This window comes from Rhizobium sp. 05L429, assembly GCF_056397645.1.
The window spans coordinates 65678-85425 of the sequence record NZ_JBFTNV010000019.1; the positions used below are offsets into that span (position 1 = coordinate 65678).

The 19748-nt window shown below is 58.6% G+C and carries 27 protein-coding genes and 1 tRNA gene; 7 read left to right on the forward strand and 21 right to left on the reverse strand.

The features are described 5' to 3' along the window. Positions 1 to 133 precede the first annotated feature (133 nt). The 4 genes from AC1DNW_RS20265 to AC1DNW_RS20280 are packed head-to-tail and all read right to left on the reverse strand — an operon-like array spanning position 134 to position 2188. Positions 134 to 607, reverse strand: a complete 474-nt coding sequence (locus tag AC1DNW_RS20265) for a hypothetical protein (RefSeq protein ID WP_477854149.1) — start codon at positions 605 to 607, stop codon at positions 134 to 136. Further along, the gene (locus AC1DNW_RS20270; RefSeq protein ID WP_477854150.1) at positions 607 to 1659 is read right to left on the reverse strand and encodes a phage minor head protein; all 1053 of its coding nucleotides are present in this window, start codon (positions 1657 to 1659) and stop codon (positions 607 to 609) included. Before AC1DNW_RS20270 ends, AC1DNW_RS20265 begins: the two co-directional genes overlap by 1 nt. Continuing rightward, on the reverse strand, positions 1659 to 1826 hold the full coding sequence (locus tag AC1DNW_RS20275) for a hypothetical protein (RefSeq protein ID WP_477854151.1): 168 nt from the start codon (positions 1824 to 1826) through the stop codon (positions 1659 to 1661). Before AC1DNW_RS20275 ends, AC1DNW_RS20270 begins: the two co-directional genes overlap by 1 nt. After that, on the reverse strand, positions 1823 to 2188 hold the full coding sequence (locus AC1DNW_RS20280) for a hypothetical protein (RefSeq protein WP_477854152.1): 366 nt from the start codon (positions 2186 to 2188) through the stop codon (positions 1823 to 1825). The genes AC1DNW_RS20275 and AC1DNW_RS20280 overlap by 4 nt, the downstream gene beginning before the upstream one ends. 157 nt (positions 2189 to 2345) lie before the next feature. Between AC1DNW_RS20280 and AC1DNW_RS20285 the strand changes: the two genes are divergently transcribed. Continuing rightward, a complete protein-coding gene (locus AC1DNW_RS20285; protein WP_477854153.1) occupies positions 2346 to 2897 on the forward strand; it encodes a hypothetical protein in 552 nt (183 codons plus the stop codon). Positions 2898 to 3004: 107 nt separating this feature from the next. Here AC1DNW_RS20285 and AC1DNW_RS20290 read toward each other — a convergent pair whose 3' ends face one another. Together AC1DNW_RS20290 and AC1DNW_RS20295 are read right to left on the reverse strand one after the other, a co-directional pair. Beyond that, positions 3005 to 3532, reverse strand: coding sequence for a DnaT-like ssDNA-binding protein (locus tag AC1DNW_RS20290; protein WP_477854154.1), 528 nt, complete (start codon positions 3530 to 3532; stop codon positions 3005 to 3007). Positions 3533 to 3698: 166 nt separating this feature from the next. Beyond that, positions 3699 to 3899: a hypothetical protein gene (locus tag AC1DNW_RS20295; protein WP_477854155.1), complete on the reverse strand. Its 201-nt coding sequence runs from the start codon at positions 3897 to 3899 to the stop codon at positions 3699 to 3701. A gap of 127 nt (positions 3900 to 4026) precedes the next feature. Here AC1DNW_RS20295 and AC1DNW_RS20300 point away from each other — a divergent pair, with 127 nt between their 5' ends. Both AC1DNW_RS20300 and AC1DNW_RS20305 read left to right on the forward strand, forming a co-directional pair. Continuing rightward, the gene (locus tag AC1DNW_RS20300; RefSeq protein ID WP_477854156.1) at positions 4027 to 4374 is read left to right on the forward strand and encodes a hypothetical protein; all 348 of its coding nucleotides are present in this window, start codon (positions 4027 to 4029) and stop codon (positions 4372 to 4374) included. 778 nt (positions 4375 to 5152) lie between these two features. Continuing rightward, positions 5153 to 5674 (forward strand): hypothetical protein, encoded by a 522-nt coding sequence (locus tag AC1DNW_RS20305; RefSeq protein WP_477854157.1) that lies wholly within the window; start codon positions 5153 to 5155, stop codon positions 5672 to 5674. A 58-nt stretch (positions 5675 to 5732) separates the two neighbouring features. Here the strand turns inward: AC1DNW_RS20305 and AC1DNW_RS20310 are convergent, their stop codons facing one another. Further along, positions 5733 to 5873, reverse strand: coding sequence for a hypothetical protein (locus AC1DNW_RS20310; RefSeq protein ID WP_477854158.1), 141 nt, complete (start codon positions 5871 to 5873; stop codon positions 5733 to 5735). 419 nt (positions 5874 to 6292) lie between these two features. Here AC1DNW_RS20310 and AC1DNW_RS20315 point away from each other — a divergent pair, with 419 nt between their 5' ends. Together AC1DNW_RS20315 and AC1DNW_RS20320 are read left to right on the forward strand one after the other, a co-directional pair. Further along, complete coding sequence (locus tag AC1DNW_RS20315) at positions 6293 to 6748, forward strand: hypothetical protein (RefSeq protein ID WP_477854159.1); 456 nt, start codon at positions 6293 to 6295, stop codon at positions 6746 to 6748. 102 nt (positions 6749 to 6850) lie between these two features. Continuing rightward, entirely contained in the window at positions 6851 to 7216 is a 366-nt protein-coding gene (locus tag AC1DNW_RS20320; protein WP_477854160.1) for a hypothetical protein, read from the forward strand. 26 nt (positions 7217 to 7242) lie between these two features. Here the strand turns inward: AC1DNW_RS20320 and AC1DNW_RS20325 are convergent, their stop codons facing one another. From AC1DNW_RS20325 to AC1DNW_RS20370, 10 genes are all read right to left on the reverse strand, one after another. Continuing rightward, positions 7243 to 7467 carry a hypothetical protein gene (locus tag AC1DNW_RS20325; RefSeq protein WP_477854161.1) on the reverse strand — a complete coding sequence of 75 codons (225 nt, stop codon included), beginning with the start codon at positions 7465 to 7467 and terminating at the stop codon, positions 7243 to 7245. 16 nt (positions 7468 to 7483) lie between these two features. Then, positions 7484 to 8719, reverse strand: coding sequence for a hypothetical protein (locus AC1DNW_RS20330; RefSeq protein ID WP_477854162.1), 1236 nt, complete (start codon positions 8717 to 8719; stop codon positions 7484 to 7486). Positions 8720 to 8723: 4 nt separating this feature from the next. Further along, positions 8724 to 9056, reverse strand: a complete 333-nt coding sequence (locus tag AC1DNW_RS20335) for a phage upper tail fiber protein (RefSeq protein WP_477854163.1) — start codon at positions 9054 to 9056, stop codon at positions 8724 to 8726. Between the two features lie 69 nt (positions 9057 to 9125). Beyond that, complete coding sequence (locus tag AC1DNW_RS20340) at positions 9126 to 9653, reverse strand: hypothetical protein (protein ID WP_477854164.1); 528 nt, start codon at positions 9651 to 9653, stop codon at positions 9126 to 9128. Between the two features lie 154 nt (positions 9654 to 9807). Then, entirely contained in the window at positions 9808 to 10869 is a 1062-nt protein-coding gene (locus AC1DNW_RS20345; RefSeq protein WP_477854165.1) for a major capsid protein, read from the reverse strand. Between the two features lie 106 nt (positions 10870 to 10975). Beyond that, positions 10976 to 11779 (reverse strand): DUF6651 domain-containing protein, encoded by an 804-nt coding sequence (locus AC1DNW_RS20350; RefSeq protein ID WP_477854166.1) that lies wholly within the window; start codon positions 11777 to 11779, stop codon positions 10976 to 10978. Between the two features lie 144 nt (positions 11780 to 11923). Continuing rightward, positions 11924 to 12655 carry a hypothetical protein gene (locus AC1DNW_RS20355; RefSeq protein WP_477854167.1) on the reverse strand — a complete coding sequence of 244 codons (732 nt, stop codon included), beginning with the start codon at positions 12653 to 12655 and terminating at the stop codon, positions 11924 to 11926. Between the two features lie 28 nt (positions 12656 to 12683). Then, positions 12684 to 14198, reverse strand: a complete 1515-nt coding sequence (locus tag AC1DNW_RS20360; protein ID WP_477854168.1) for a DUF4055 domain-containing protein — start codon at positions 14196 to 14198, stop codon at positions 12684 to 12686. Further along, on the reverse strand, positions 14198 to 15430 hold the full coding sequence (gene terL / locus AC1DNW_RS20365) for a phage terminase large subunit (RefSeq protein ID WP_477854169.1): 1233 nt from the start codon (positions 15428 to 15430) through the stop codon (positions 14198 to 14200). Before terL ends, AC1DNW_RS20360 begins: the two co-directional genes overlap by 1 nt. A gap of 226 nt (positions 15431 to 15656) precedes the next feature. Further along, complete coding sequence (locus tag AC1DNW_RS20370; protein WP_477854170.1) at positions 15657 to 16025, reverse strand: hypothetical protein; 369 nt, start codon at positions 16023 to 16025, stop codon at positions 15657 to 15659. Between the two features lie 157 nt (positions 16026 to 16182). Between AC1DNW_RS20370 and AC1DNW_RS20375 the strand changes: the two genes are divergently transcribed. After that, positions 16183 to 16485, forward strand: a complete 303-nt coding sequence (locus AC1DNW_RS20375; protein WP_477854171.1) for a hypothetical protein — start codon at positions 16183 to 16185, stop codon at positions 16483 to 16485. Between the two features lie 298 nt (positions 16486 to 16783). Here the strand turns inward: AC1DNW_RS20375 and AC1DNW_RS20380 are convergent, their stop codons facing one another. Continuing rightward, positions 16784 to 17053 (reverse strand): hypothetical protein, encoded by a 270-nt coding sequence (locus AC1DNW_RS20380; RefSeq protein ID WP_115035247.1) that lies wholly within the window; start codon positions 17051 to 17053, stop codon positions 16784 to 16786. A 9-nt stretch (positions 17054 to 17062) separates the two neighbouring features. Continuing rightward, a complete protein-coding gene (locus AC1DNW_RS20385; RefSeq protein WP_477854172.1) occupies positions 17063 to 17218 on the reverse strand; it encodes a hypothetical protein in 156 nt (51 codons plus the stop codon). 133 nt (positions 17219 to 17351) lie between these two features. On the opposite strand from AC1DNW_RS20385, the gene AC1DNW_RS20390 reads away from it, so the two are divergent. After that, positions 17352 to 18968 carry an arylsulfatase gene (locus AC1DNW_RS20390; RefSeq protein WP_115035248.1) on the forward strand — a complete coding sequence of 539 codons (1617 nt, stop codon included), beginning with the start codon at positions 17352 to 17354 and terminating at the stop codon, positions 18966 to 18968. Positions 18969 to 19171: 203 nt separating this feature from the next. On the opposite strand, the gene AC1DNW_RS20395 is transcribed toward AC1DNW_RS20390, so the two are convergent. Both AC1DNW_RS20395 and AC1DNW_RS20400 read right to left on the reverse strand, forming a co-directional pair. After that, positions 19172 to 19465 carry a DUF982 domain-containing protein gene (locus AC1DNW_RS20395; protein WP_115035249.1) on the reverse strand — a complete coding sequence of 98 codons (294 nt, stop codon included), beginning with the start codon at positions 19463 to 19465 and terminating at the stop codon, positions 19172 to 19174. Positions 19466 to 19668: 203 nt separating this feature from the next. After that, positions 19669 to 19746 (reverse strand) — tRNA-Met (locus AC1DNW_RS20400). Positions 19747 to 19748: the final 2 nt, after the last annotated feature.

Consider the following 19748-nt stretch of genomic DNA (forward strand, 5'->3'; position numbering starts at 1 on the left):
GATCGCGAAATATACCGGCGCCTCGATCAGGCTGTTGACCTGTTCAAGGAAGAGCTTGGGGCCACCGAGGGTGGGCAAGCAGTCATCGATCTATTTCAGCGAAATACGGACCTGATCCAGCGCGCGATGCTGATCATGCTGAGCGAGAACCGCCCTCAAATCGACCGCGGATCTGAGCCTCAGCCCGACTGACCGTCTCCGGCCAAGCCTGCTCTTCAGCGTCAAGAAATCCGAAGCCTTGCTGGTTGTAAGACCGGCCGAGACTATCGACGCCGACGAACCCATAGTTCATGCGGGCGCCGTAAGCCGCTGTCACCGCAATGTAAGAGACGGTTCCGAGCTCCATCGTCCCGAGGATTTCGAGCGATGTTGCGGACCGATCCGGAAATTGCTTCTTATCGGTCTCGACTGCCGGCATGCTTGCGCCATCGGCGATGATAGACCGCCGCAGGTTCCCCGTGTCGATCGGAAGGCGGCCGCTCTCGTTATAGTTGGTCCGCACCTGATTGTAGACCATTTGGGCGGCGAGCTGCAGGGTTGCCTCGGCAGCGCCCTCGACCTCTTGGCACCATGCAGAGACCGAAGCCGCGAACGATCGGTTTTCCATTACCTCCCTCGCGATCTCGCGAACGATTCCGCGAAGTCGAAGGAGTAAAAGCATATGCACCGGCAGCCGATCACCTCGGCAGGACCAGCGCCCAAGCTCGCATCGCCAGGGAACCTCATAAGCGCCCCAGATGGCGATTGAAAAGGAGCGTCCATGCCGGTCACTTCCGTCGCGTTCAAAGCCTGATGAGTGTGCCTGACGCGGCTATCGCCCGCCGATCGCCACTGCCTTGTCACCAGAGAGGGATCGCGGCCGGTCCGGTCCAGCATCTGAAGGTAGGCTTCGTGCTGCGCCGCGTTGGCCGACATTGCCGTCTCGGTCGAAGCGATGGTTTCGGCCCTCAGCTTGACGTATCGATCTGAGAGCCGTCCGGTGATGCGCTGGACAACCTCCGGAGCAAGCGCAGTTCCATCCTTGATAGCTTTCATCACCTGCCGGTCAAAGCGGCGGTCGCGGCGCTCGAGAGTCAGATACTTGACCATGCCTTTCACGTCGCCCGCGGACAGCGCAGAGCGAGCGTTCTCGACCGTGGCGCCCAATCGAGGCGTCATGCCGATGAGGCCGCCCTCTCGCAGTCCTGTGGTGCGGGACTGCCTACCTGCAAGGTCCAGAGCTATCGCTCGCGGCCCCTGCCCCTGAGAGAAGCCAGCGGCTATCTTCTCGCGGGCGAGCTGGCGTGTGCCTTCCTCAATCCCCGAGATTAGGGTGGAGGACTGCTCACGGATGACGGCCTCTGCCCGCTGGTTGCTTCCGTCCCACCTCACGACCACCCGGCCGCCCATAGGGTTTCGCAATCCCGGCAGGTTCCGGATAACCAGGGAGCCGCCTTGGTTGAAAGCCTCGCGCACAGCTTCCGACAATGGCCGAAAGGCTGCTGGATCGATGTGGAGCGCTTCAATCGCGGCTTCCGCATCGCGCCGTTCGAGAGCTTCGATCACCTCGCGCAGCACGATCTCACTCTTGATGTCGTCGATCGCGTCGAGAAACGCCTTTTCGAGCGTCGGCGACAGCTTGTCGACGAGGTCGAGGATCTGCTGGCGAAGGGTTGCCATTATTCGGCGTCAGAGCCCTTCGCGGCCTTCTTCGGAGCCGGCCGCTCTTCCTTGAGGATTTCGCCGATACCGAGGGTTTCGAGCGAGTCCGCTTCCGCCTGCGGGATGTCGAGGATAGTGCCCGGTTTGCGGGCCTTGTAGCTGCGATGCAGGAGCACGTTCGTCATGGGGCAGTCCTTCCTTGGCAGATGAAGACGACATTGATCTGGCCGTCGTAGTTGTTCGGATCGTCATGGACGATGAGATACTCGACCCCGCCAGCAACTACGATGTCACCGACCTGTGGCACGACAGCCAAGCCGACCGAGGAGATGTAGATCTGCCGATCGGTCGTCAGGATCGTAGTGCCGTTGATATATCGCTGGTCATAGGTCATCGGCACCAGCGTGGCAGGGAACTCGACCCGCGTCCCCTCGCCCCCCAATACTGGATCGGGAGACGTGGTGCGGGTGATGGAGCCTGGCTGGCCGAACTTGATGATGAGCTTGTGGGCGGTCGCTTGCGGTCGGCCATAGTTGAATGTTCCCAACTAGCATGCTCCTTACGATACGCGAATAGGGGTCTGATTCTTGCGAGTAATTGCGAAAGTAGTGGGTTGCATTTCGTCATTCGTGGCGTGGCTTGGTCGAAAGTGGGAGCCAACCATCGCTGTATGCGCGCTCGCACTAAGCGTGTGGAGCGCTGTATTGACCTACCAAGGCGTCGTATTAACTAATCAGAGTTTCATGTTGGGTTTAGAGGCGCAAAAGGAAGCCCATCGCACCGCGATCATAAGCAGGCTGCCGGTGATCATGATCACTGGAGAGGAATCCTCCGGATCAGTTGTTATAGGGAACGTCGGCATCGGACCCGCCGACATCTTTCAAGTGGAACTACGATTCAAATCCGATCATGTAGTCCTTCGCTCAGGAGAAGACGGCAGAAGACAGCTTGAAGAGATCGATAAATTTCTGGTTTCTGCTCTCGATCAGATTGAGATGCCTGGCGCCAATCCGGACGGAATTGAGGTCCACTCGCCGACAGTGATTTACAGGGCCGAGCAAGAGCTTAAGTTGTTTAACTTCGGTCTCCCAACGATGGTAAAATTCCCGAAGATTAAGACCATATTTCAGCAGCTAGCGGTTAGGGTCTGTTACATGGACGTGACGGGGGAGTTCCAAAGCAGTGATACCTTCGGGAACGCTGCAGAACTCTCCGACTGCGGGTCCAAACCTCAACCGTTCGCAAATTTAGATTAGCTATCACGCATACTTCATACGACGCGTCACCGCCGGATGGTGCTGGCAGCCCGTACTTCGCGATCAGGCGCTGCGCAGTGCCTGCAGGCGCGTGTGGAGCGGGTTGCTCATATCCTGTACACCTCGCCGACCAGCGAATTTCCGGCGCCTGACTTGAGGAACTGCCCAATCATGTCGCGGACAGCCATCAGGACCGGCCGCTGCGCATCAGCTGAGATCGACGCATTGGCGTATTCGACCTCGAGCTGTCCGACCTTCTCGCGTTTGACCGTGGCAGACGCCGTGAAATCCGGGTTCATGCTGCCTGGTGTCACCAGTTCGCGCAGGGCAACCTCAGCTGTGGCGTTCTTCACCTCGATCGGGATCTGGTCGATCGGGATGCCGTAGCACTCCGCATCTTCGACGCCAGCCCGGGGCCACGCGAGCGATTGCGCCCTGCCCTTCGTCCGGTTGCCTTGCCACGAGTAGGAATTGCTCATGAAGGCCGTGGCTCGACGAATGGCGCCTTCCTTTGCAGCCTCATCGCCCGTCCAGGACGTGTTCCCGAAACCCTGATGATAGGTATCCGCGAACTCGACAGAGATCAGCGCATCGGCATTCGGCAGGCCGGCGCCTGTTTCGACGATAAAAGCCACTTCTTGCCCTTTCCTTGCGTAGACGTGTAGGCCTCGACTAGGGCGCGCGAGATATTCTCGATCGCATACGCCTCTGTTTCGATCCCTGGGCTGCTCTCACCAATCATTGGCGACTTGCATGGAAACCACCGTCCCGCCGCTTACGCATAGAGCGGAAGCATGCAAATCAGTTCTTCATCTGAGATCTGCGGAGTACATTTTCCGCGGCTGCTTTAAGCAAATCAATAATGCTCGGCGGTGCCTGATTAGCTAGTGCATTCTCCAGAATATCGGCAATTTTGCTCGCCCCGGAGGCGTCTTCCAAATCCGGATAAACCCGCCGAGGATCACGAAGTTTTTCTAGGAGCTCTTTCAGGTCCGCTGTCATGCAGATGAACGACCAATCCGTGGGGATGTTCCGCGATCCCCCGCATGGATCTGCGGCGTAATGACGGCGGGGAAAAGCACGACGTTCGGAACAATCTCTCCGCGCGGAAGTATGGCTAGCGGGCCGTGTGGCGAAATCTGTCTCTGTGTGTGTTTCCCTCGCTGTGCGGCCCATCCTGACTTCCCTACTAGCCCGCTTCGGCGGGCTTTTTTTTGCCGGCATGATGAAATATCTACCGGCTATGGAATCCAATGACGAATTTAAGAAATTGCTCGACAGCTTCATTGAAGCGATGCGTAACCAGTGCGAGCACTCTTTTGGCTTTCGAGAGCTGGGAGCCTTCCTACGGACAAACATCGGAGACGATGCATTGTCGTATGAGCAGGAGGCGGCAGTGTTTAAACACTTTGGCGACCACTACGATTTGAGGCGCTGGCCGTTCTCCGAACCGCGATGGTCGTTCATCGAAGGATAGATTCTCACCAGATGATGGTGGGCGGTGGGGACGCTAAAGCCGGCGACGCCCTTGACTGGAAGCAAGATCCGTTCAGTCCGTCAGGCTCAAGTCACGCGCGTACACCCCGAGACGCGTTCCCCAACCTCGTACGACGATGCGGCTGCCCGGTGACAGGCTAGTTCTGATGCTCTCGGGGACGTGGCACACTCCATCGGCAGCAAAAGGCATGTCTGCCAATATGACTGGCGAATGGCAGTACTTTACACCGATATCGGTTGCTCGCAGTACGGTATACGGGAGCGCAACTTGATGACCGGCAAACAATGGGAGCAGTATCGGCCAAATGAACAGGACATTGCTTCCCGCCAAATAACCAAGACACGCTGCACCTGAAAGGGCGAGGTTCAGTTCGTTCCGTCGAGCCTGTTTGCCGCCTTTCCACGCGGCCCAGACAAGAAGAGCGGCGGACACGAGGCCCAAGATCATGCGCAGGTGATGCGTCGCCGCGGCCCACTCGGTGGACGGTATGAAATTTAACCCGATCACCAAGACAAACGACGAAACAAGGCCAAGCAAAAGCCAGACAGCTACTAAGATCCAAAAGAGCCTTGCGAGCAGCGATCTTGCTGGCTCAGTCGAACCGTCCATAAATGCCCCGCAGAATCGATCGTGCGATTACCTTCGACGATTCATAGCCTGCCACCGCTTCACCAAGCAATGATGAGGGGGCGGTGGGGTCTGGTTAGCGCGGCCGGCTAGTCGTATACGCACAGACAAAACGCAACGTCGGATTTCTATGCTGACCTTCATTGTCACCCACGTATACTTCCCACCAGTACCCGCGCTGTTAGCGCTAGTGAGTCTGTCGATCTTGGTATTTAAACGGCCAAAACATTGGCTTGTTGCGCTGGCTGGCCTCCCGATCCTTGCCTTTATCCATGCCAATGTGTTCTCATTTTATTTCGCTCGCACCCTTTCTTCGATATTGCTGGCAGTCTCAGTTACGGTCCTGCCATGTTTAGTATTTGGGCTTGTCTTTCAGCGAATGTGGGGCGTGACGGGTCCAAACAGGGAAACTCTTTCAGATGCGAAACCAGTGAAACATCTGTTCCTGATGTTGGCCGGCGCAGCGATGTGGGTCGCCTTGGCAACATACACTCCAGAACATTGCTTTACTGCGAAATGCAAGATCAGCGACGCTTTGTTTGGACCAAGCCCATTCGCAAATTTTTGGATTGCCAGCTTCCTCGGAGGACTGCACGCTTTAGCTGCTTTGTCTGCGCTACAGCAGGTCGCGGTGCGGGCGCTTCGCCGATGAGGCCTCCCGCGTTTGATGACGGGGCGGTGGGACGGCGGCTTTCGGCCGTTAGCGGACCTTACTTGTAATCGGGAAAGACCACCCTCTTGTCATCCGGCGCACCTGCCCACGCTCGATAGGCCTCGTAGGTCACAGAACCGGACGCAATTCCCTCGACCATGCGACGGCACACCTCGGCAGCCGCCTTCTCTGGAGGCATTCCGTTATCCCGCTCGACCTCCGTCCTTGCTCGATCGCTCAACCCTGCCAACCCATTCTTGGTACATCCCTCGATTATCCGCGAATGGGTCGCCGGTTGTTTACGAATGACAGAAGCGTAGTATTCAAAGGTCTCTCTGTTCCACACACCGCCAGCCCGGACCAAAGATGGCATTGCGACCATTGTCATTAGCGCAGCGAAAAATTGAGTTTTGTTCCGCAAAGAAACCCCCAGAGTTGCGCCGCTGAGAAGAGCACCTTTTAGATGCGAGGGCAACTGTCGCACAGGCCGCCGCATGGCCGCTGTTGGCGCAATGTTGCCATTCGTTGTGCCCTCCGCGCGATGATGGGGCGGTGGTAACCTCAAGTTCTGCACAATCTTTCTAAAATAGGTATCGGTAGGCCACCTGGAGACCCGAAATGCCCTCAAACCTATCGACATGGCTACGTCTACAGATAATTCTTACTCTAGCCCTCTGCTTTCCCGGCATGGCAGCGGCGATGGCCCCTTGTCGTGACAACACCTTCGCGAACGCTAAGGTCGTGGTTGAGGCACGCGTAAAGTCGCTCTCGATCGGCGACACCGGTCTGCTTCTACCCGAAGACTATCCAAAGCGGGTGATCCGGGTCGACTTGGAGATCGAGAAAGTCATCAAAGGCACCTACGACGGTAAGGAGGCGACTTTGTACGGTTTCGCTTATCCAGCCGGAGGTGATTTCCTCGGGCTCTTGATAATGTCAGTGCAAGGTGGGCCTGAGACCTTCGAGTTGGAACTCTCAGCCAACAAAATAGACGACGAATTGTCGTACTATTCATTGAACAATTGTTACTACTCGAAATTCCCAGCCGACGTTGAACAGTGGCGGCAACGTTAACTCCCCTCTGAAGATGATGGGGCGGTGGTGGGTCGGCCAGCCTTCTCATTGCAACGCGCTTGAGGGGTTGTACATTGCCGCGAGAGCACATTGGGGGCGACATTGAGTCATTGGAAGTTAGCGTTTACTGGAATTTTGATTGCAACCTCTGTTGGACACGCTGCGCAGGCTCAATTGGACAAAGAACAGTTGGATGCTGTCGAGCTGTTTAGCGCGTTGATCGCTTATGCCAAGCCCTGCGGGTACGAACTTAGCGAGGCAGGTTTAGCCCGACTCTACAAAGAGGCGCGGCTGACGACCGCAGAAGCGAAAAAGTCGGTTGAGGAAGGGGTTCAGGACAAAGAGAGGCAATCGTTTAACCGGGATATATGTCCCCATTTGGAGATAGGTGCTGAAGTAAACCATGTCCTTGTCGGAAAGGGTCCGCTCCAGAAGTCAGATGAGGCACACAAAGGTCATTCCAAGTAACTCATTTGATGATGGGGCGGTGGGGATTAAGGATCGAGCCGCGCCATGACAGAGCCCGGCGCCCAATCGGTTTCCTCCTCGACATTGAGGTAAAACCACCATTCGCCGCCAATGTCGTCGTAGTGGGAAAATCGTGCAGGCTGCTCGCCGTTCTCCCAGAGATGCTCCGCATCCGGATCACCGGATACGAAAACCCAATAAAAGCCTGGGGTCAGGGTTCGCCTATCTATGTCTTCAGGAACAATCTTCATCGGTTCCCTTTCTAAGCTACGCCACCTGCTTAGACGCGATATCCGCTGATTTTGGCGAAGTGAAGTGCGTACCGTCGAGGACAGGTGGGAATGGGCCAGCATGGACGCCACTGTTGCGGGCGGACATATCCGCATCGGCCGTGTCACGAACACGAGTGACTTTAGCGAGGCCGCCACGAATAATGTCATTGAGGGTGTTTAGCTGGGCCATATTGCCATCGGTCTTAGGCTGTTGATCTGCAACCGAGGTGTAGTTGCCACTCGTGCTGTCAGACCGCGCCGTGATCGTGTTCTGCGTGATTGGCCTGCTGCCGAAGAGGTTGTAGATTGTCTGGTAGTTTGCCAAGATCGTCGCGACCGATACACCCGCCGTCAGGTCGTTGAGGCCAAGTTCGTTCTCGCCGTCCGAGTAAGGCAACACAGAGAGCAGATCGGCAATGGCCGCAAGGCTCGCAATAAAGCCACCCGTCGTCACGCCAGGCATCGCCAGTTTTAGCGTAGGGATACCAGCGGCAGACATCGTCCGTTCCCACCAACCGGTGCTTTGATTTGCCCCGACACTGGTGACGTCACCCTGGCCCCAAATCAAGCTATCTCCCGCAATCACGACCGACTTGGCGTTCAACGCCAAGATGTCGCCGAAGACCACAACGCTTCCGAAGGTGCGCGTGCCTGTCGTGGGAGTAATCGTGCCGCTATTGAGGGCGTTGGACGCTGTGTTTCCGTCCGAAGAACCGATGACGTTGGCAGCAGCCGGCAGTATCCTCGTCGGCATGTTGGCGATGCTGGTCACATTGAACGTGCGCTCGCGATACATAGCGGCGGCAGGGATCACCAGCGGCAGGCCCGTAACCGACGAAATGACGATATCCGACACAGCTTTCGTAATGGTGCCGGGAAGATCGAGCTGGGCAGCGCCGCCCCATGTGACCGGATGGAAGACGCCGACTGGATATTCGATGGTTTTTATCAGACTGCGAGCACTGCCGGCGACAGGCCCGTTGATCTGGATATACCAGTCGATCTCGACGCATCGCAGGTTCGTCACATCGCCCGCGGCAGGGGCAAAATGAACCGGTCCTGACGTGTACGGGGTCGGGTAAGCTTGTGCTCCTGTCGGGAGCATAAAGCGGTTGCCAGCAATGCCGGCAGTCTTCACCACCCCGCCGCCTGGTCCTAGAGCGATCGTCCCCGCACCCACGCCGAGATAGGCCTTAGAGACGGCCAACCCGCCGAGATAACTCGCGCTCATCGGCTCAGCCCGTGATCACATAGAGGGTGTTGGCATCCTTGACGGACAGCGCGTCATAACCCGCCTGTGTGATGCCCATGATGTTGACGTTGTCGCCGTTCGCGTAAGAGAGCGCGCCGGCATAGCACTCGACATGGATGCGACGAGCCACGTTATAGGGGCCGATCGTGACAGTTGCGCCCGCGACAATCACGAAGGACGTGATGACCGAGTTCGTGCCGTGACCGGACAAGACCCAGGCTTTGCCGTTCGAATTGGCATCGGCAACGATTTTGACAATGTCGCCTTTGGGCAGCACGAAGTCTGCCGGGATATTTGCGCGGACCGTATCAGCCATGGCGACCTCGTGAAGTGTCGGGAGAAAGCCCCGCTGCTGGTCCGCAGCGAGGCGTTGATGCGCTGAAGGTTACTTGCTGGCCTTTGCCGGCTTCGCGGCTTCCTTGGCGCGTTCCTTGGCATCGTCAGCCTCGGCTTCCTTCTGCTCCTCGACCTGCTCGGCGAGAGTCGGGTCCGGGGCGAGACCGCCGGGAGCGTCGGGCAGGCCTTCTGCCTCACGGATCTGAGCGGCCGACTTGCCGACGAAGGCGCCGTGGTTGTTCTCGAACTCGGTCTTGTCCTTGTCCGGGAAACGGATGTCGGTCGGCGTCGGGGTGGAGAACGTGCCGGACGGATTGCGGGTCAGGTCGTTGGCCGGGCCCTGAGCAACGCGATCGAGGGCTTCGCTCAGCTGCTCGTCCGTCATGGTGTCGACGTGATCGGAGAATGCTGATTTGAGGCGATCGATCTTCTCGGCCCGGGCGTTGTCCGTCTCGCCCTTCTTCTCGGCTTTCTCCTTGCCGGTGTAGAGCTTGTGGACCTTCTCGTCGAAGTCCGACTTGTTGATGATGGCGTAGCTGTCGCCGCTCTTGACGGCAACGGTTTCGATATCGGGCATGGCGGTGCCTCCTGATCTGGGTTGGGGAGAGGAGACGGGCTCGAAAGCCCGCCTTGGTGCCGGCCTTAGCCGAGCAGGAGGGCGATGTGCTCCGGGTTCGGTGCACCGGTGCCCCAGGCCATCGCCACTTCGTACCGGATGCGGCGGTATTCCTTTACAGCGAGACCTCGAAGTTGAGGCCGGACACCGTGTCGGTCACCGTCGTTCGGTCTTCGGCGGAGTCGCCCTGATCCGGCAGTGCCGGCGCACGAGCGGCGAGGACGAGACCGTCCGGGCTGAAGGCGATGTTCGGGGCGTAGTTGTTGCCGACGGTGATCGCCACATTGTCGGCGACCGCCTGCAGCAGGCCAGGCCCTTGCAGTACGATCTGGTTGCCGGCCAGAGCCGTCTTGACGACGTACTTGTTGGTGTCACCTGCGAAGGTGACGACATCGCCGGCCAGAATGGTGCCGGTGCCGGTGTCGACGGCGATCGTGGTCGCTCCAATCGGATAACCGGCCCCATTGTTGACCAGGAAGCCGGCGCCCGTGCCCTTCGTGACCGTCTTGAGACCAGCACTGAAGCCCATGCCAAAGCCCTGCAGGTCGAGCATCTCGCGGCGGCGAAGCAGGCCATCGGTACCGGCTTCATTTGCCTTGAAGAGGACCGACTGCTTGCCTTCCAGGTTGAACCGGGAATCCGAGTTGACGACCATGGTACGACCGATCTGCGACGCACCGTTCTGGTCGAGGATGCGGTTCGGGCCTGCAAGGTCCGTCAGATCGCCGGCGGTGCCGAAAGGCGTGGTGCCTGCGGTGCCGTAAGCGCGGGATGCGCTGGTTGCACCACGGACGGCCAGGTCGACTTCGATCTGGTTGACGATCCAGCGCATGGATTCGGCGAACTGCATGGCGAGCAGCGTATTGTACATCACGCCGTCCGGGCCGAGAGCGAGCTGCTCTTCGCCGTTCCAGCGCACCGGGCTGTACTTCGACTTGTCGATCATGATCGGGATGTTGGACATGGTCTGGTCGCCGTCATCCGGCGGCACAGAAGCCGGGGTGATGTTGCCGCCAGTCGCAGCCGGAACGACCGGGACGCTGACAGTCTGTCCGACGGCTGCCCGCTCGAGCGACACGTTGCGCTGGACGTTGGGGATGAAGCCAACGAGTTCGCGGGATACCTGGCGCAGGCCGGCGTACAGAGACGGCAGCACTGCGGTGATCGTATTGGCCATTGCGGCTTTCCTTTCAAACAATGATGGGGAGTTTGTTTTGGGTCATCCGACCCGAGCGCCGCTCCCCATCCGAGGATTCGGCGAAAGTTCCGCCTGCTTGGCTGGATTACTGATCGGTGACGGTGAAGCCGCCGGCCATCTTGACGCTACGCTCGGCAGGCGTCAGAGCATCGAACTCGGCACGGCTCATGGACTTCGCGCCGTTGCCCTGGCCGCCGTTGCCAGGACGGGCACCACCGCCGGAGTTGCCGGTTCCCTTCAGGATCGCGTCCTTATGGGCGTAGCTGTCCACGATGGTTTCAAGGGCCTCGTCGAAGTCGGCAAGCTCGCCAGGCTTCGTGCGGGAATAGATCTTGTTGCCGGCCGCGTCATAGGCGACGGTCTTGCCATCCTCGACCTTGAACCGCTGGCCGAATTGGGCCTGGATCATGTCGGCCGGGATAGCGACCTTGTCTGCGATGAACTTCGATCGGGAGAAGGCGCCGCCGATCTTCTCGGAGTAGAGGTCCGCCTGCAGCTTGTCCCGCTCACCTGTCAGGGTAGCGATGGTCTCGCCGCTCGCCTTGGCTGCGGCAGCAACCTGTTCTTCCGCCGCCTTCTTCGCGGCAGCCTTGATCTCTTCGACCTTGCCGGCGGTGACCAGATCGCCGTCCTTCAGGTTCTTGACGGTTTCCAGCGCCTTTTTGGCCGCCTCGCCGTCCTCGATGCCTTCGAAAGTCTTCAGCTTGGTCTCTGCGGCTTCCTTGGCCTCGCGATGGGCCTTCGCCTCACCGTTCAGCCGCGTAATGGTGGCGGCGGTCGTCGGAGCGTCGAAGGGGACTTCCTTCCCGTCGTCATGCACATAGACGGGCTTGCCGTCCTGCACTTCCGCATAAGTCTTGCCGTCGTGGGTGATGGTCTTGAGCTTCATGGCTGGTCTTTCTCGGGCATCCGCCCGTCGCTATGGAGCATCCGCTCCGTTCGCCCGCTCTTGCGTCCGCGGCGGGCATGGGTAGTCGCGCCGCTGAATGATCCAGCGACGTGGTGAAACCGCGTAGGCGGCCTGATCTGCGGGTTAGTGAACCGAGGTAGTGACCTGCTCGTCACCGCTGGGTGGCAGATCATCGGGAATGTTGTTCATGAAGCGAAAGCTCGCCATGCGGGCGGTATCTGCTTCGTCAGGCGCGGCCTGGCTAAACGCATCGAGGATCCGCCAGCGATCATGCGATGACTTGTTCGCTTCGCCAAGCATGTCTTCGAGCATGCGCCGCAGGTGTGATTTGTGGCTGAGGCAGCGGCACAACTGGCGAGCAGCGGCGCCAGCGCTTACACCCTCGCGGTATTCCTCTTGAGCCAGTCGCTCGATCCCATTGGAAAGCCCGGTCCCGGCATCGTCCCATTGGCTCTGAACAATGTCCTTGAACCACATCGGCCGCTGACTGCTGCGATGAAACTCATGCCAGAGCAATGACCAGCCGATCTGCCATCCACCGTTGTTGCGGTAGGCGTGGAAGGAAATGAATTGTCCGAAGCCTGCACCAAAGCCGGGGAAGTGACCGCCGTGGAATTGTGCCCACGGGCGGAAGGTGAAAAGCGGCTGCCGACGAAGGGACAGAACCCACGACCATGTCAGACTGTGGGGGCTGTGGAAGCTCGCGACATTCCAGGTCGTTCGGCTGCTCGTGCGCTTGAAGGCAGCGAACCCCGGAATAAACATGGCTGGCACCATCAGCAGCGGAGACAGCAGAAGCGCCGCTATGACAAGCGGCAGGCACAGATATCCGAGCATCACGCCTAGATAGCGCATGGCATGGTTCCTTTTGGTTGGTTTGGCGTTACGCTGCGTTCTGAGCCGGAGGCTTTGTGTTCAAGGCCGCGTCGAGCTCGTCATCCGACGGATCACCGGGGATCTCGTCCAGGATAGCCTTCTCTTCTGCTTCCGGGTCAAACTCCGGGGACAACACATTTCGGCGGCGCATCTCGCTCCACAGGGTGCGCTGCGACAGGTCACGGGCCTCGCGCATCTTCAGCAGCGAATCCGGCCCCTTCTCGTCGTTGGGATCGAGATCGAAGTCGTCATGGACCTGGACCTCTGCTTCCGTCTCCTCGCGAAGCCACATGGCCGTGAGCTTCATCGCGTTCTCGAGCGCATCGCGAAGGTTCAACGCCCATGCCTGGATTGCGCTGTTGCCCTTCTGGGCAGCGAAGGCGGTGGTGACGACGGTCAGGTTGCCGGTCTGCGCCGTTAGCGGCTGCCGGCCGAGCTCGCGGAGCTGCTGCTCGGTCTGCTTCACGTCATCAGCGAGGAACTTCAGCGACTCCGCCGATGGCTCGATGAACTTCCATTCCCCATGCTGGCCATCGCCGTTTGACGGGGCATAGAGGACCGACTTCGGTCCGACCGGCACCGGCACTGGCTTGCTGTCCTCGCCGATCATCGGGGAGACGCCATTGCCGGCGAGCATCGGGAAGCAGGTCAGCTCCTTGGCGTATTTCAGCCCGCTCTCTTGCTGATAGTGCTCGATCTGCAGGAAGGCGGCGTCCTTCAGCGGCGGAACCACCCGCCATGAATGACCGACGCGCCGGCCTGTCAGGAACGGGACGATCGGAATGACGCCAATGGTGATAGGACCGGAGCCCTTCGATACCCATTTCTCGGCTTGATTTGGCCCGTCTGATTCCTTTTCCAGCAACTCCCATGTCGCCGGTGCGGCCGAGATGACCTCGCCTCGCTCGTCTTTGATCACTTTGCGGTTCAGGACGCGGACCCGCTCGACGGTCTTCTCGCCGTAGCCGTCGCGCTCTGTGACGTCCTCCTTGATGCGGACATGCACGAAGGTCTCAATGCCGCCGATCATCTCGGAATATGCTGCCAGCAGGTTCACGCAAGGAACCGGAACCCAGTAGGGGCGAGCGCCGATCTGCTCTTCCTGCGCGATGGTGGCGTTCGCCGGGACATTCTTCGTGTAATCGACCAGGATCCAGTCGATCGCATAGGAGATGCCCCGGAAGAACGTATTGGCGGCGAAGACGTGGATATGATCGCCCTGCCCCGAGATATCCTCGGAAAGCTTCTTGATCCGATCGGATGCTTTGGCGCCGAGCGCTACTTCCTTCGAAAACGGCTTTGCCGCCAGGTTCTCGACGATGTCGCGAAAGATGTTCGTGAACTTCCCGTTCTGCCGGCGGAAATCGTAGTCCGGCTGGCTCTCGTTCGGGAATTTCGGCAGGTACTTCACACCAGCCGCACGCATCGCGTCTGCCCCACCGAGAATGGTTTCCACCATATCCCAATAGGACTTCATCGCCCTGTAGTCGGAGCTAACGTCGCTCGGCTTTGCATCAGGCATCAGCGGGTTCCGTATGTTCCGAAAAGGGCTTGCTGCGGTCGAGGCTTGAGCAGTCGCCCGAAGGCGCCCGAGGATGCGTCGACCTGGTCTTTGAACGAGCCGCCCGGAAAGAGGCAGAGCTCGTCGAGGTAATCTTCATTCCACTCGCCTTGGACGAGATAAACGTTTCCGCCCTCACACTGGCTTGAGAACGGCTCCGCGCGAGTGGCCTTGTCACCCGTCTCAGGCTCGGCCTTCACGATGTATCCGGCGAGGAGGGCCACATAGTCCTGTGCCTGCACCTTGCCGGCCTGCCCCGGGTCTTGCGGAAGGCTGATCATGACGTCCTTGCCATCGATCTCCGCCGTTCCCTTGATCAGGGTGCGGACCTTCTGTCCCTCGTCCTGTGTCTTGACGACATGGCCGACAACGAATGATCCGTCCGGGGCCAATCCGAGCTTTACGCCTGCGGTCCTAGCCGCGGTGACCTTCTTCGTGGCGGCCAAGTCCCAATGCCGCACCCAGATCGTTCCGGCCGGCGCCTGGCGGATAACCTTGCCGGTGAACCACTCTCGCTTGAACATGCCGCCTTCACGGGGCACTGGTCGCTGTTGGTACTGGCCGGCGACTGCATACTCTGTCAGCGCCTTTTGATCTCGAATGAGCACTTCCGTTGGGAACCGCTCCGGAAAGAGCAAATCCCCCTCATCTGATCGAGGATCGGCAAAGTTCAGCGCCGTATGGCACTGCCGCTCCGGCTCATACTTCATCGGCAGCATGAGGTGCTGATAGCCGAGCCCGAGCTTGATGATCTGGCCGGAAACATCGTCCTCATGCAGGCGCTGCATGATCACAACGATTGCTGACCGCTCCGGATCGTTCACACGAGACGGGACGGATTCGCGAAAGATGCGTGTCGTGCGTTGCCGCTCGGCCGGGCTCTCGGCGGTCTCGGTCGAATGCGGGTCGTCGATGATCACCCGATCGCCACGGCCGCCGGTCATGCTGGTGAAGGGAACGCCTTCGCGAAACCCGGTCTTATCATTGGCAAAGGACGCCTCGCCCTCGCGGCTTAGCTTCACTTCCGGCCAGAGAGATTGATACCACTCCGACTTGATGAGATCACGCATGCGGCGGCTGTCGCGCTTGACGTAGGTCTCAGAATACGAGGTCGACAGATACCGCATCCCCGGCATCTGCATTGGGCCCCATTCCCACGCCGGCCAGAACACCGAAGCGAGAAGCGATTTCATCGTGCCAGGCGGCACATTTATCAGGAGCCGGTTCGAAAGCCCCATCGCAAGGAAGGTGCCGTTCGTTATCGCCTCGAGGTGGGCGCAGATCGCGTCGATATGCCAGCCATGGATATACGGCTGCGTAGGCTCCAGCACATGCCATGCTTCACGAACGAAACCAGCCAGGGTCTTGCAGCGCGCCCGGATGCGCTCCGCATCCTTGGCGATGCGCTCGCGTTCTGCCTCAGTTGCTCGCCTCGCCTTCTCCGCTCTGATCGCCCTCATCATCATCGCCGGATCCACCGGCAAGCGGACCGAAGAGAGCTTCGAGGCGTTCGAGGTCATCTGCACTCATATTGGTGAGGTCGACGGTTTGGATAGGGCCGCCCTTGGGACCGGAGTGCTGCATGCTGGCTAGTTTCGGATGAACATATGGCGCCGCAGCTTTCGCCATGTCGTCGCGCCTGTCATTGCTCGCCTTTGGGTTCCTCATGACCTTGAGCATGTATTCAAGAGGAGTGGTACCCGATCGGGCGATCTCCTTCTCCCGGCGCGCTGTGGCCCGATTCGGGGTGCCTTTCTGCCGGCCTCCCGTCTTCTTTCCAACCGCCATCTATTTTCCGTCTAATTTAGATTTCACCTGTGGAAAGGTCGAACAACGTGAACAATGGGCACAGCGTGAAGATTTCGGCTCGTCAAACGACCGATTCGCTTCCGCGACTCAATCGGATGTGCCCTGCTGTTGCTGCAACCAGCACAGGAGAAAGCGCATGCCTGCGTTTATCGCGACCTATGACCTTAACGAAAGCAATTCCCCACACTTCGCTTTCCTGCAGGCGGCAGAGGAGCTTGGATGGGTGACATGGATAAGAAGCTCTAAGCCCGATTGGAACCGACTCCCCAACACCACCCTCCGGGCTGAATTCGGCACGCTCGACGAGGCGGTTAAATCGTTCAAGTCGATAAAGCCCGAGGCAGAGAAGACCTTGCGCAGCACCATCACCGTCGAAAAATGGATCGTGGTCCAATACTCAACAGCTCGTTTTATCTCCGACGAAACGCAGCCCGTATAATTCCGGCTACAGTGCCCGCCAGATCCCCTCACCCGGCGGCTGATACGACTGACAAGCCGTGAGGAAAGCGGCAGCCATGCAGGCGACGGCGATGCCGAATAGAACTGCAATCACAGCTTTCTTCATGTCGCGGGCTCCGAAACGTCTTGTTCTTCGCCACCCTCGCGAACGATCGGCTTCAGCGGCTCTGTCAGTCCGTCTGTTGCGTAGTCCGGGTGGGTCTTCGGTAGGCTTTCTCCGGGGAGACGAATGCCGGAGCTGTATTGGCGCTCTTCGGTGTCTTCTTCGCGTTCCCTGGTCATGCCGCGGGCGTGAAATCAACGTAAAACGTGTCGCCGGCTGTGAACTTGTCGAAGAGCGCCGGGTTAGCAACGATGATGCTGAAATCCACCGAAGGGGAGTATTTAGAGAACGTGTTGTTCTCATCGCTGCCATCGGCAGGGTACGGGCCATCATTCTTCGCTACCCCGTGGAAGCGCAGTGTTTCGCTGATGGTCGCCCCCGTCTCAGGGTTGCGATATGGGGTGCAAGACCCGACGCGGACTTTGCAGCGCATTTTCGTCGTCATGACAATCTCCTACTGATCAAGGTATTCGAGAAGCTCGCCGACGGTAAGCTCCGGGTCGAGGCTTTCGAGGAAGAGAACGATGGTTTTGCGGGTGACGGCGACATCGTGTCGGCCGGCGGTTTGGCGGGAGAAGGAATCCGACTTCAGGCGAAGCCCAGCCGCCACTTCGAGCCCTGATCCGCCGAGCGTTGTTACTGTAACAGTCAGTCATGTTACCGTAACGTACTTCCCTTTGTTTGCTCGATCACTAGCCTCTCGGCGTGGATACCGCTTTACCTCTTTCGCAGGGAGATACGCCATGGTCGACGACAAGCAGCAAGCAGCAGTTTGCGGAAGTCATAATGGTCTCAGCAGGCGTGACCTGCTCGTGGCGAGCACGGCACTCGCTGCAAGCGCGTTACCGTTATTGAGGCCAAGTCTCACGGTTGCGCAGCAAGCCACCTCGTCAGGGGCGGAGCGCAAACCGAACATCTTGATGATCATGGCGGACGATATCGGCTGGTTCAATGCGAGCATCTATAACCACGGTATGATGGGCTACCGGACACCGAACATCGACCGTATCGGGACCGAAGGTGCGTTGTTCACAGACTGGTACGGCGAGCAGAGTTGCACCGCCGGTCGCGCTGCATTCATTACCGGCCAATCTCCTATTCGTACGGGACTGACGAAGGTCGGGCTTCCTGGCGCAGATATCGGGCTGCGAGCCGAGGATCCGAGCGTCGCCGAATTCCTCAAGCCCCTGGGCTACGCTACCGGCCAATTCGGCAAGAACCATCTCGGCGACAAGGACGAGTTCCTTCCTACCAACCACGGCTTCGACGAGTTCTTTGGCAATCTCTACCACCTGAATGCCGAGGAAGAACCAGAGAATCCCGATTATCCCAAAAACCCCGATTTTGCGAAACGGTTCGGACCACGCGGGGTCATCAAGGCATCGGCCGACGGACGGATAGAGGACACGGGACCGCTGACCGTCAAACGAATGGAAACCGTGGATCAGGAGTTTCTCGGCGCTGCGATGGATTTCATGGACCGGCAGCAGAAGGCCGAGAAGCCTTGGTTCTGCTACTTCAATCCAACGCGGATGCACGTCTTTACCCACCTGAAGCCGGAATCCCAAGGCAAAACGGGCCTTGGCCTTTATCCGGATGGGATGGTGGAGCTGGACGGTTATGTCGGGCAGTTGCTCCAGAAGCTGGAAGAACTCGGGGTTGCCGATAACACCATCGTCGTTTTCACGACGGACAATGGCGCGGAAGTCATGTCATGGCCGGACGGTGGCAACACGCCTTTTCGCGGCGAGAAGGCGACGAACTGGGAGGGTGGCTATCGGGTCCCGATGCTCATCCGTTGGCCCGGCACCATAAAGCCTGGCACCGTCTTCAACCAAACATTCTCGCACTATGACCTGATCCCGACTTTCGCGGCGGCAGGCGGCGATCCGGATGTTGTCGTCAAGTGCCTGAAAGGCGGAACGTTCGGCACCAAGACATTCAAGGTTCACCTCGACGGCTATAATCTCATTCCGTTCTTTAAGGGTGAAGTGAAGGAAGCCCCCCGACGCGAGTTCATCTACTGGAACGACGACGGACAGCTTGTGTCTATTCGCTATAACGACTGGAAAGCCGTCTTTTTGGAGCAGAACCACGATGGTATCGGCGTCTGGATGCGGGGATTCGAGGAGCTACGCATTCCGAAACTGTTCAACCTGCGCTCCGATCCTTTCGAGCGTGGTGATGAATCCATTCTCTACGACAAATGGCTCGCCGACCACGCCTTCGTCCAGGTTCCGCTTCAGACCCTCGCGGCAGATTGGCTAAGTAGCTTCGAAGAATTTCCGCCTCGACAGAAGCCCGCGAGCTTCAATCTCGATAAGGTCGTGGAACAGTTGTCTTCTCCTGCATCGAGATAAACGGAAAGGACGCTGCATTGCTGAAAACGGTTTGAGCGGCTTCGCCGGGTCGTGACCTGACAGCCCGTTCCGATTGGTGGGAGCGGCACACCGCTTACCTTCGAGCGCCTCTTGCACTTCGATTTCCATCTCGCTCTCCAAAACAAAGCCCGCCTCGGCGCACCGGGCGGGCTGGATAAGGTACTTTGGCGCCTGTACTGCGCTTATGAGCCGATGTTGCGATTAGTCGAGCGCTTAGCGAGGATTGGCACTTCCTCGATATTCGCCAGTATGTTGCGCTTTATCAGGAACCGTCGAAAATTTTCCCGAATCGCTGGCAAAGGGAAGATCCCTTGAGCCGCCATGCGACAAGCCTTTTCAAGCACCTCGTAGGTACTATCTCTTTCATCCTCGGGCCAGTCATCAAGGACGTCGAATACGTCTTCGAGGCTAGCGAGTTCCTGGATGTAGTGCGGTTTTTTCAGGAACAGCGGTGCGTCAAACAGGTTGGTCGCCATAGCCATCTCCTTTATCAAAGCGCGTTTGACGGCGCAGAGATTAGGAGAAGAAGCGGAAAAATCAAGACCTATTTTAGCGTTTCATTATATTGGGTGCAGAGACCGGATTCTGCGACATCCCTTCTCTTCGGGAAGGAACGACAGAGGCGACCGCGAACGAACCGGGATCGCATATCATTCTGGGCTACCAGCGCCTTCCCGATTGGTTGCGGAGGCAGGATTTGAACCTGCGGCCTTCAGGTTATGAGCCTGACGAGCTACCGGGCTGCTCTACTCCGACATG

Excerpts from the sequence above, each read along its gene's own strand:
- AC1DNW_RS20370 (WP_477854170.1), bottom strand. The coding sequence starts at position 16,025 with ATGGCGGTTGGAAAGAAGACGGGAGGCCGGCAGAAAGGCACCCCGAAT.
- AC1DNW_RS20340 (WP_477854164.1), bottom strand. The coding sequence starts at position 9,653 with ATGCCCGATATCGAAACCGTTGCCGTCAAGAGCGGCGACAGCTACGCC.
- AC1DNW_RS20375 (WP_477854171.1), top strand. The coding sequence starts at position 16,183 with ATGCCTGCGTTTATCGCGACCTATGACCTTAACGAAAGCAATTCCCCA.
- AC1DNW_RS20330 (WP_477854162.1), bottom strand. The coding sequence starts at position 8,719 with ATGAGCGCGAGTTATCTCGGCGGGTTGGCCGTCTCTAAGGCCTATCTC.
- AC1DNW_RS20295 (WP_477854155.1), bottom strand. The coding sequence starts at position 3,899 with ATGACAGCGGACCTGAAAGAGCTCCTAGAAAAACTTCGTGATCCTCGG.
- AC1DNW_RS20350 (WP_477854166.1), bottom strand. The coding sequence starts at position 11,779 with ATGAAGCTCAAGACCATCACCCACGACGGCAAGACTTATGCGGAAGTG.
- AC1DNW_RS20345 (WP_477854165.1), bottom strand. The coding sequence starts at position 10,869 with ATGGCCAATACGATCACCGCAGTGCTGCCGTCTCTGTACGCCGGCCTG.
- AC1DNW_RS20335 (WP_477854163.1), bottom strand. The coding sequence starts at position 9,056 with ATGGCTGATACGGTCCGCGCAAATATCCCGGCAGACTTCGTGCTGCCC.
- AC1DNW_RS20395 (WP_115035249.1), bottom strand. The coding sequence starts at position 19,465 with ATGGCGACCAACCTGTTTGACGCACCGCTGTTCCTGAAAAAACCGCAC.
- AC1DNW_RS20265 (WP_477854149.1), bottom strand. The coding sequence starts at position 607 with ATGGAAAACCGATCGTTCGCGGCTTCGGTCTCTGCATGGTGCCAAGAG.
- AC1DNW_RS20355 (WP_477854167.1), bottom strand. The coding sequence starts at position 12,655 with ATGCGCTATCTAGGCGTGATGCTCGGATATCTGTGCCTGCCGCTTGTC.
- AC1DNW_RS20270 (WP_477854150.1), bottom strand. The coding sequence starts at position 1,659 with ATGGCAACCCTTCGCCAGCAGATCCTCGACCTCGTCGACAAGCTGTCG.
- AC1DNW_RS20275 (WP_477854151.1), bottom strand. The coding sequence starts at position 1,826 with ATGACGAACGTGCTCCTGCATCGCAGCTACAAGGCCCGCAAACCGGGC.
- terL (WP_477854169.1), bottom strand. The coding sequence starts at position 15,430 with ATGAAATCGCTTCTCGCTTCGGTGTTCTGGCCGGCGTGGGAATGGGGC.
- AC1DNW_RS20305 (WP_477854157.1), top strand. The coding sequence starts at position 5,153 with ATGCTGACCTTCATTGTCACCCACGTATACTTCCCACCAGTACCCGCG.
- AC1DNW_RS20390 (WP_115035248.1), top strand. The coding sequence starts at position 17,352 with ATGGTCGACGACAAGCAGCAAGCAGCAGTTTGCGGAAGTCATAATGGT.
- AC1DNW_RS20310 (WP_477854158.1), bottom strand. The coding sequence starts at position 5,873 with ATGCCTCCAGAGAAGGCGGCTGCCGAGGTGTGCCGTCGCATGGTCGAG.
- AC1DNW_RS20315 (WP_477854159.1), top strand. The coding sequence starts at position 6,293 with ATGCCCTCAAACCTATCGACATGGCTACGTCTACAGATAATTCTTACT.
- AC1DNW_RS20325 (WP_477854161.1), bottom strand. The coding sequence starts at position 7,467 with ATGAAGATTGTTCCTGAAGACATAGATAGGCGAACCCTGACCCCAGGC.
- AC1DNW_RS20380 (WP_115035247.1), bottom strand. The coding sequence starts at position 17,053 with ATGACGACGAAAATGCGCTGCAAAGTCCGCGTCGGGTCTTGCACCCCA.
- AC1DNW_RS20360 (WP_477854168.1), bottom strand. The coding sequence starts at position 14,198 with ATGCCTGATGCAAAGCCGAGCGACGTTAGCTCCGACTACAGGGCGATG.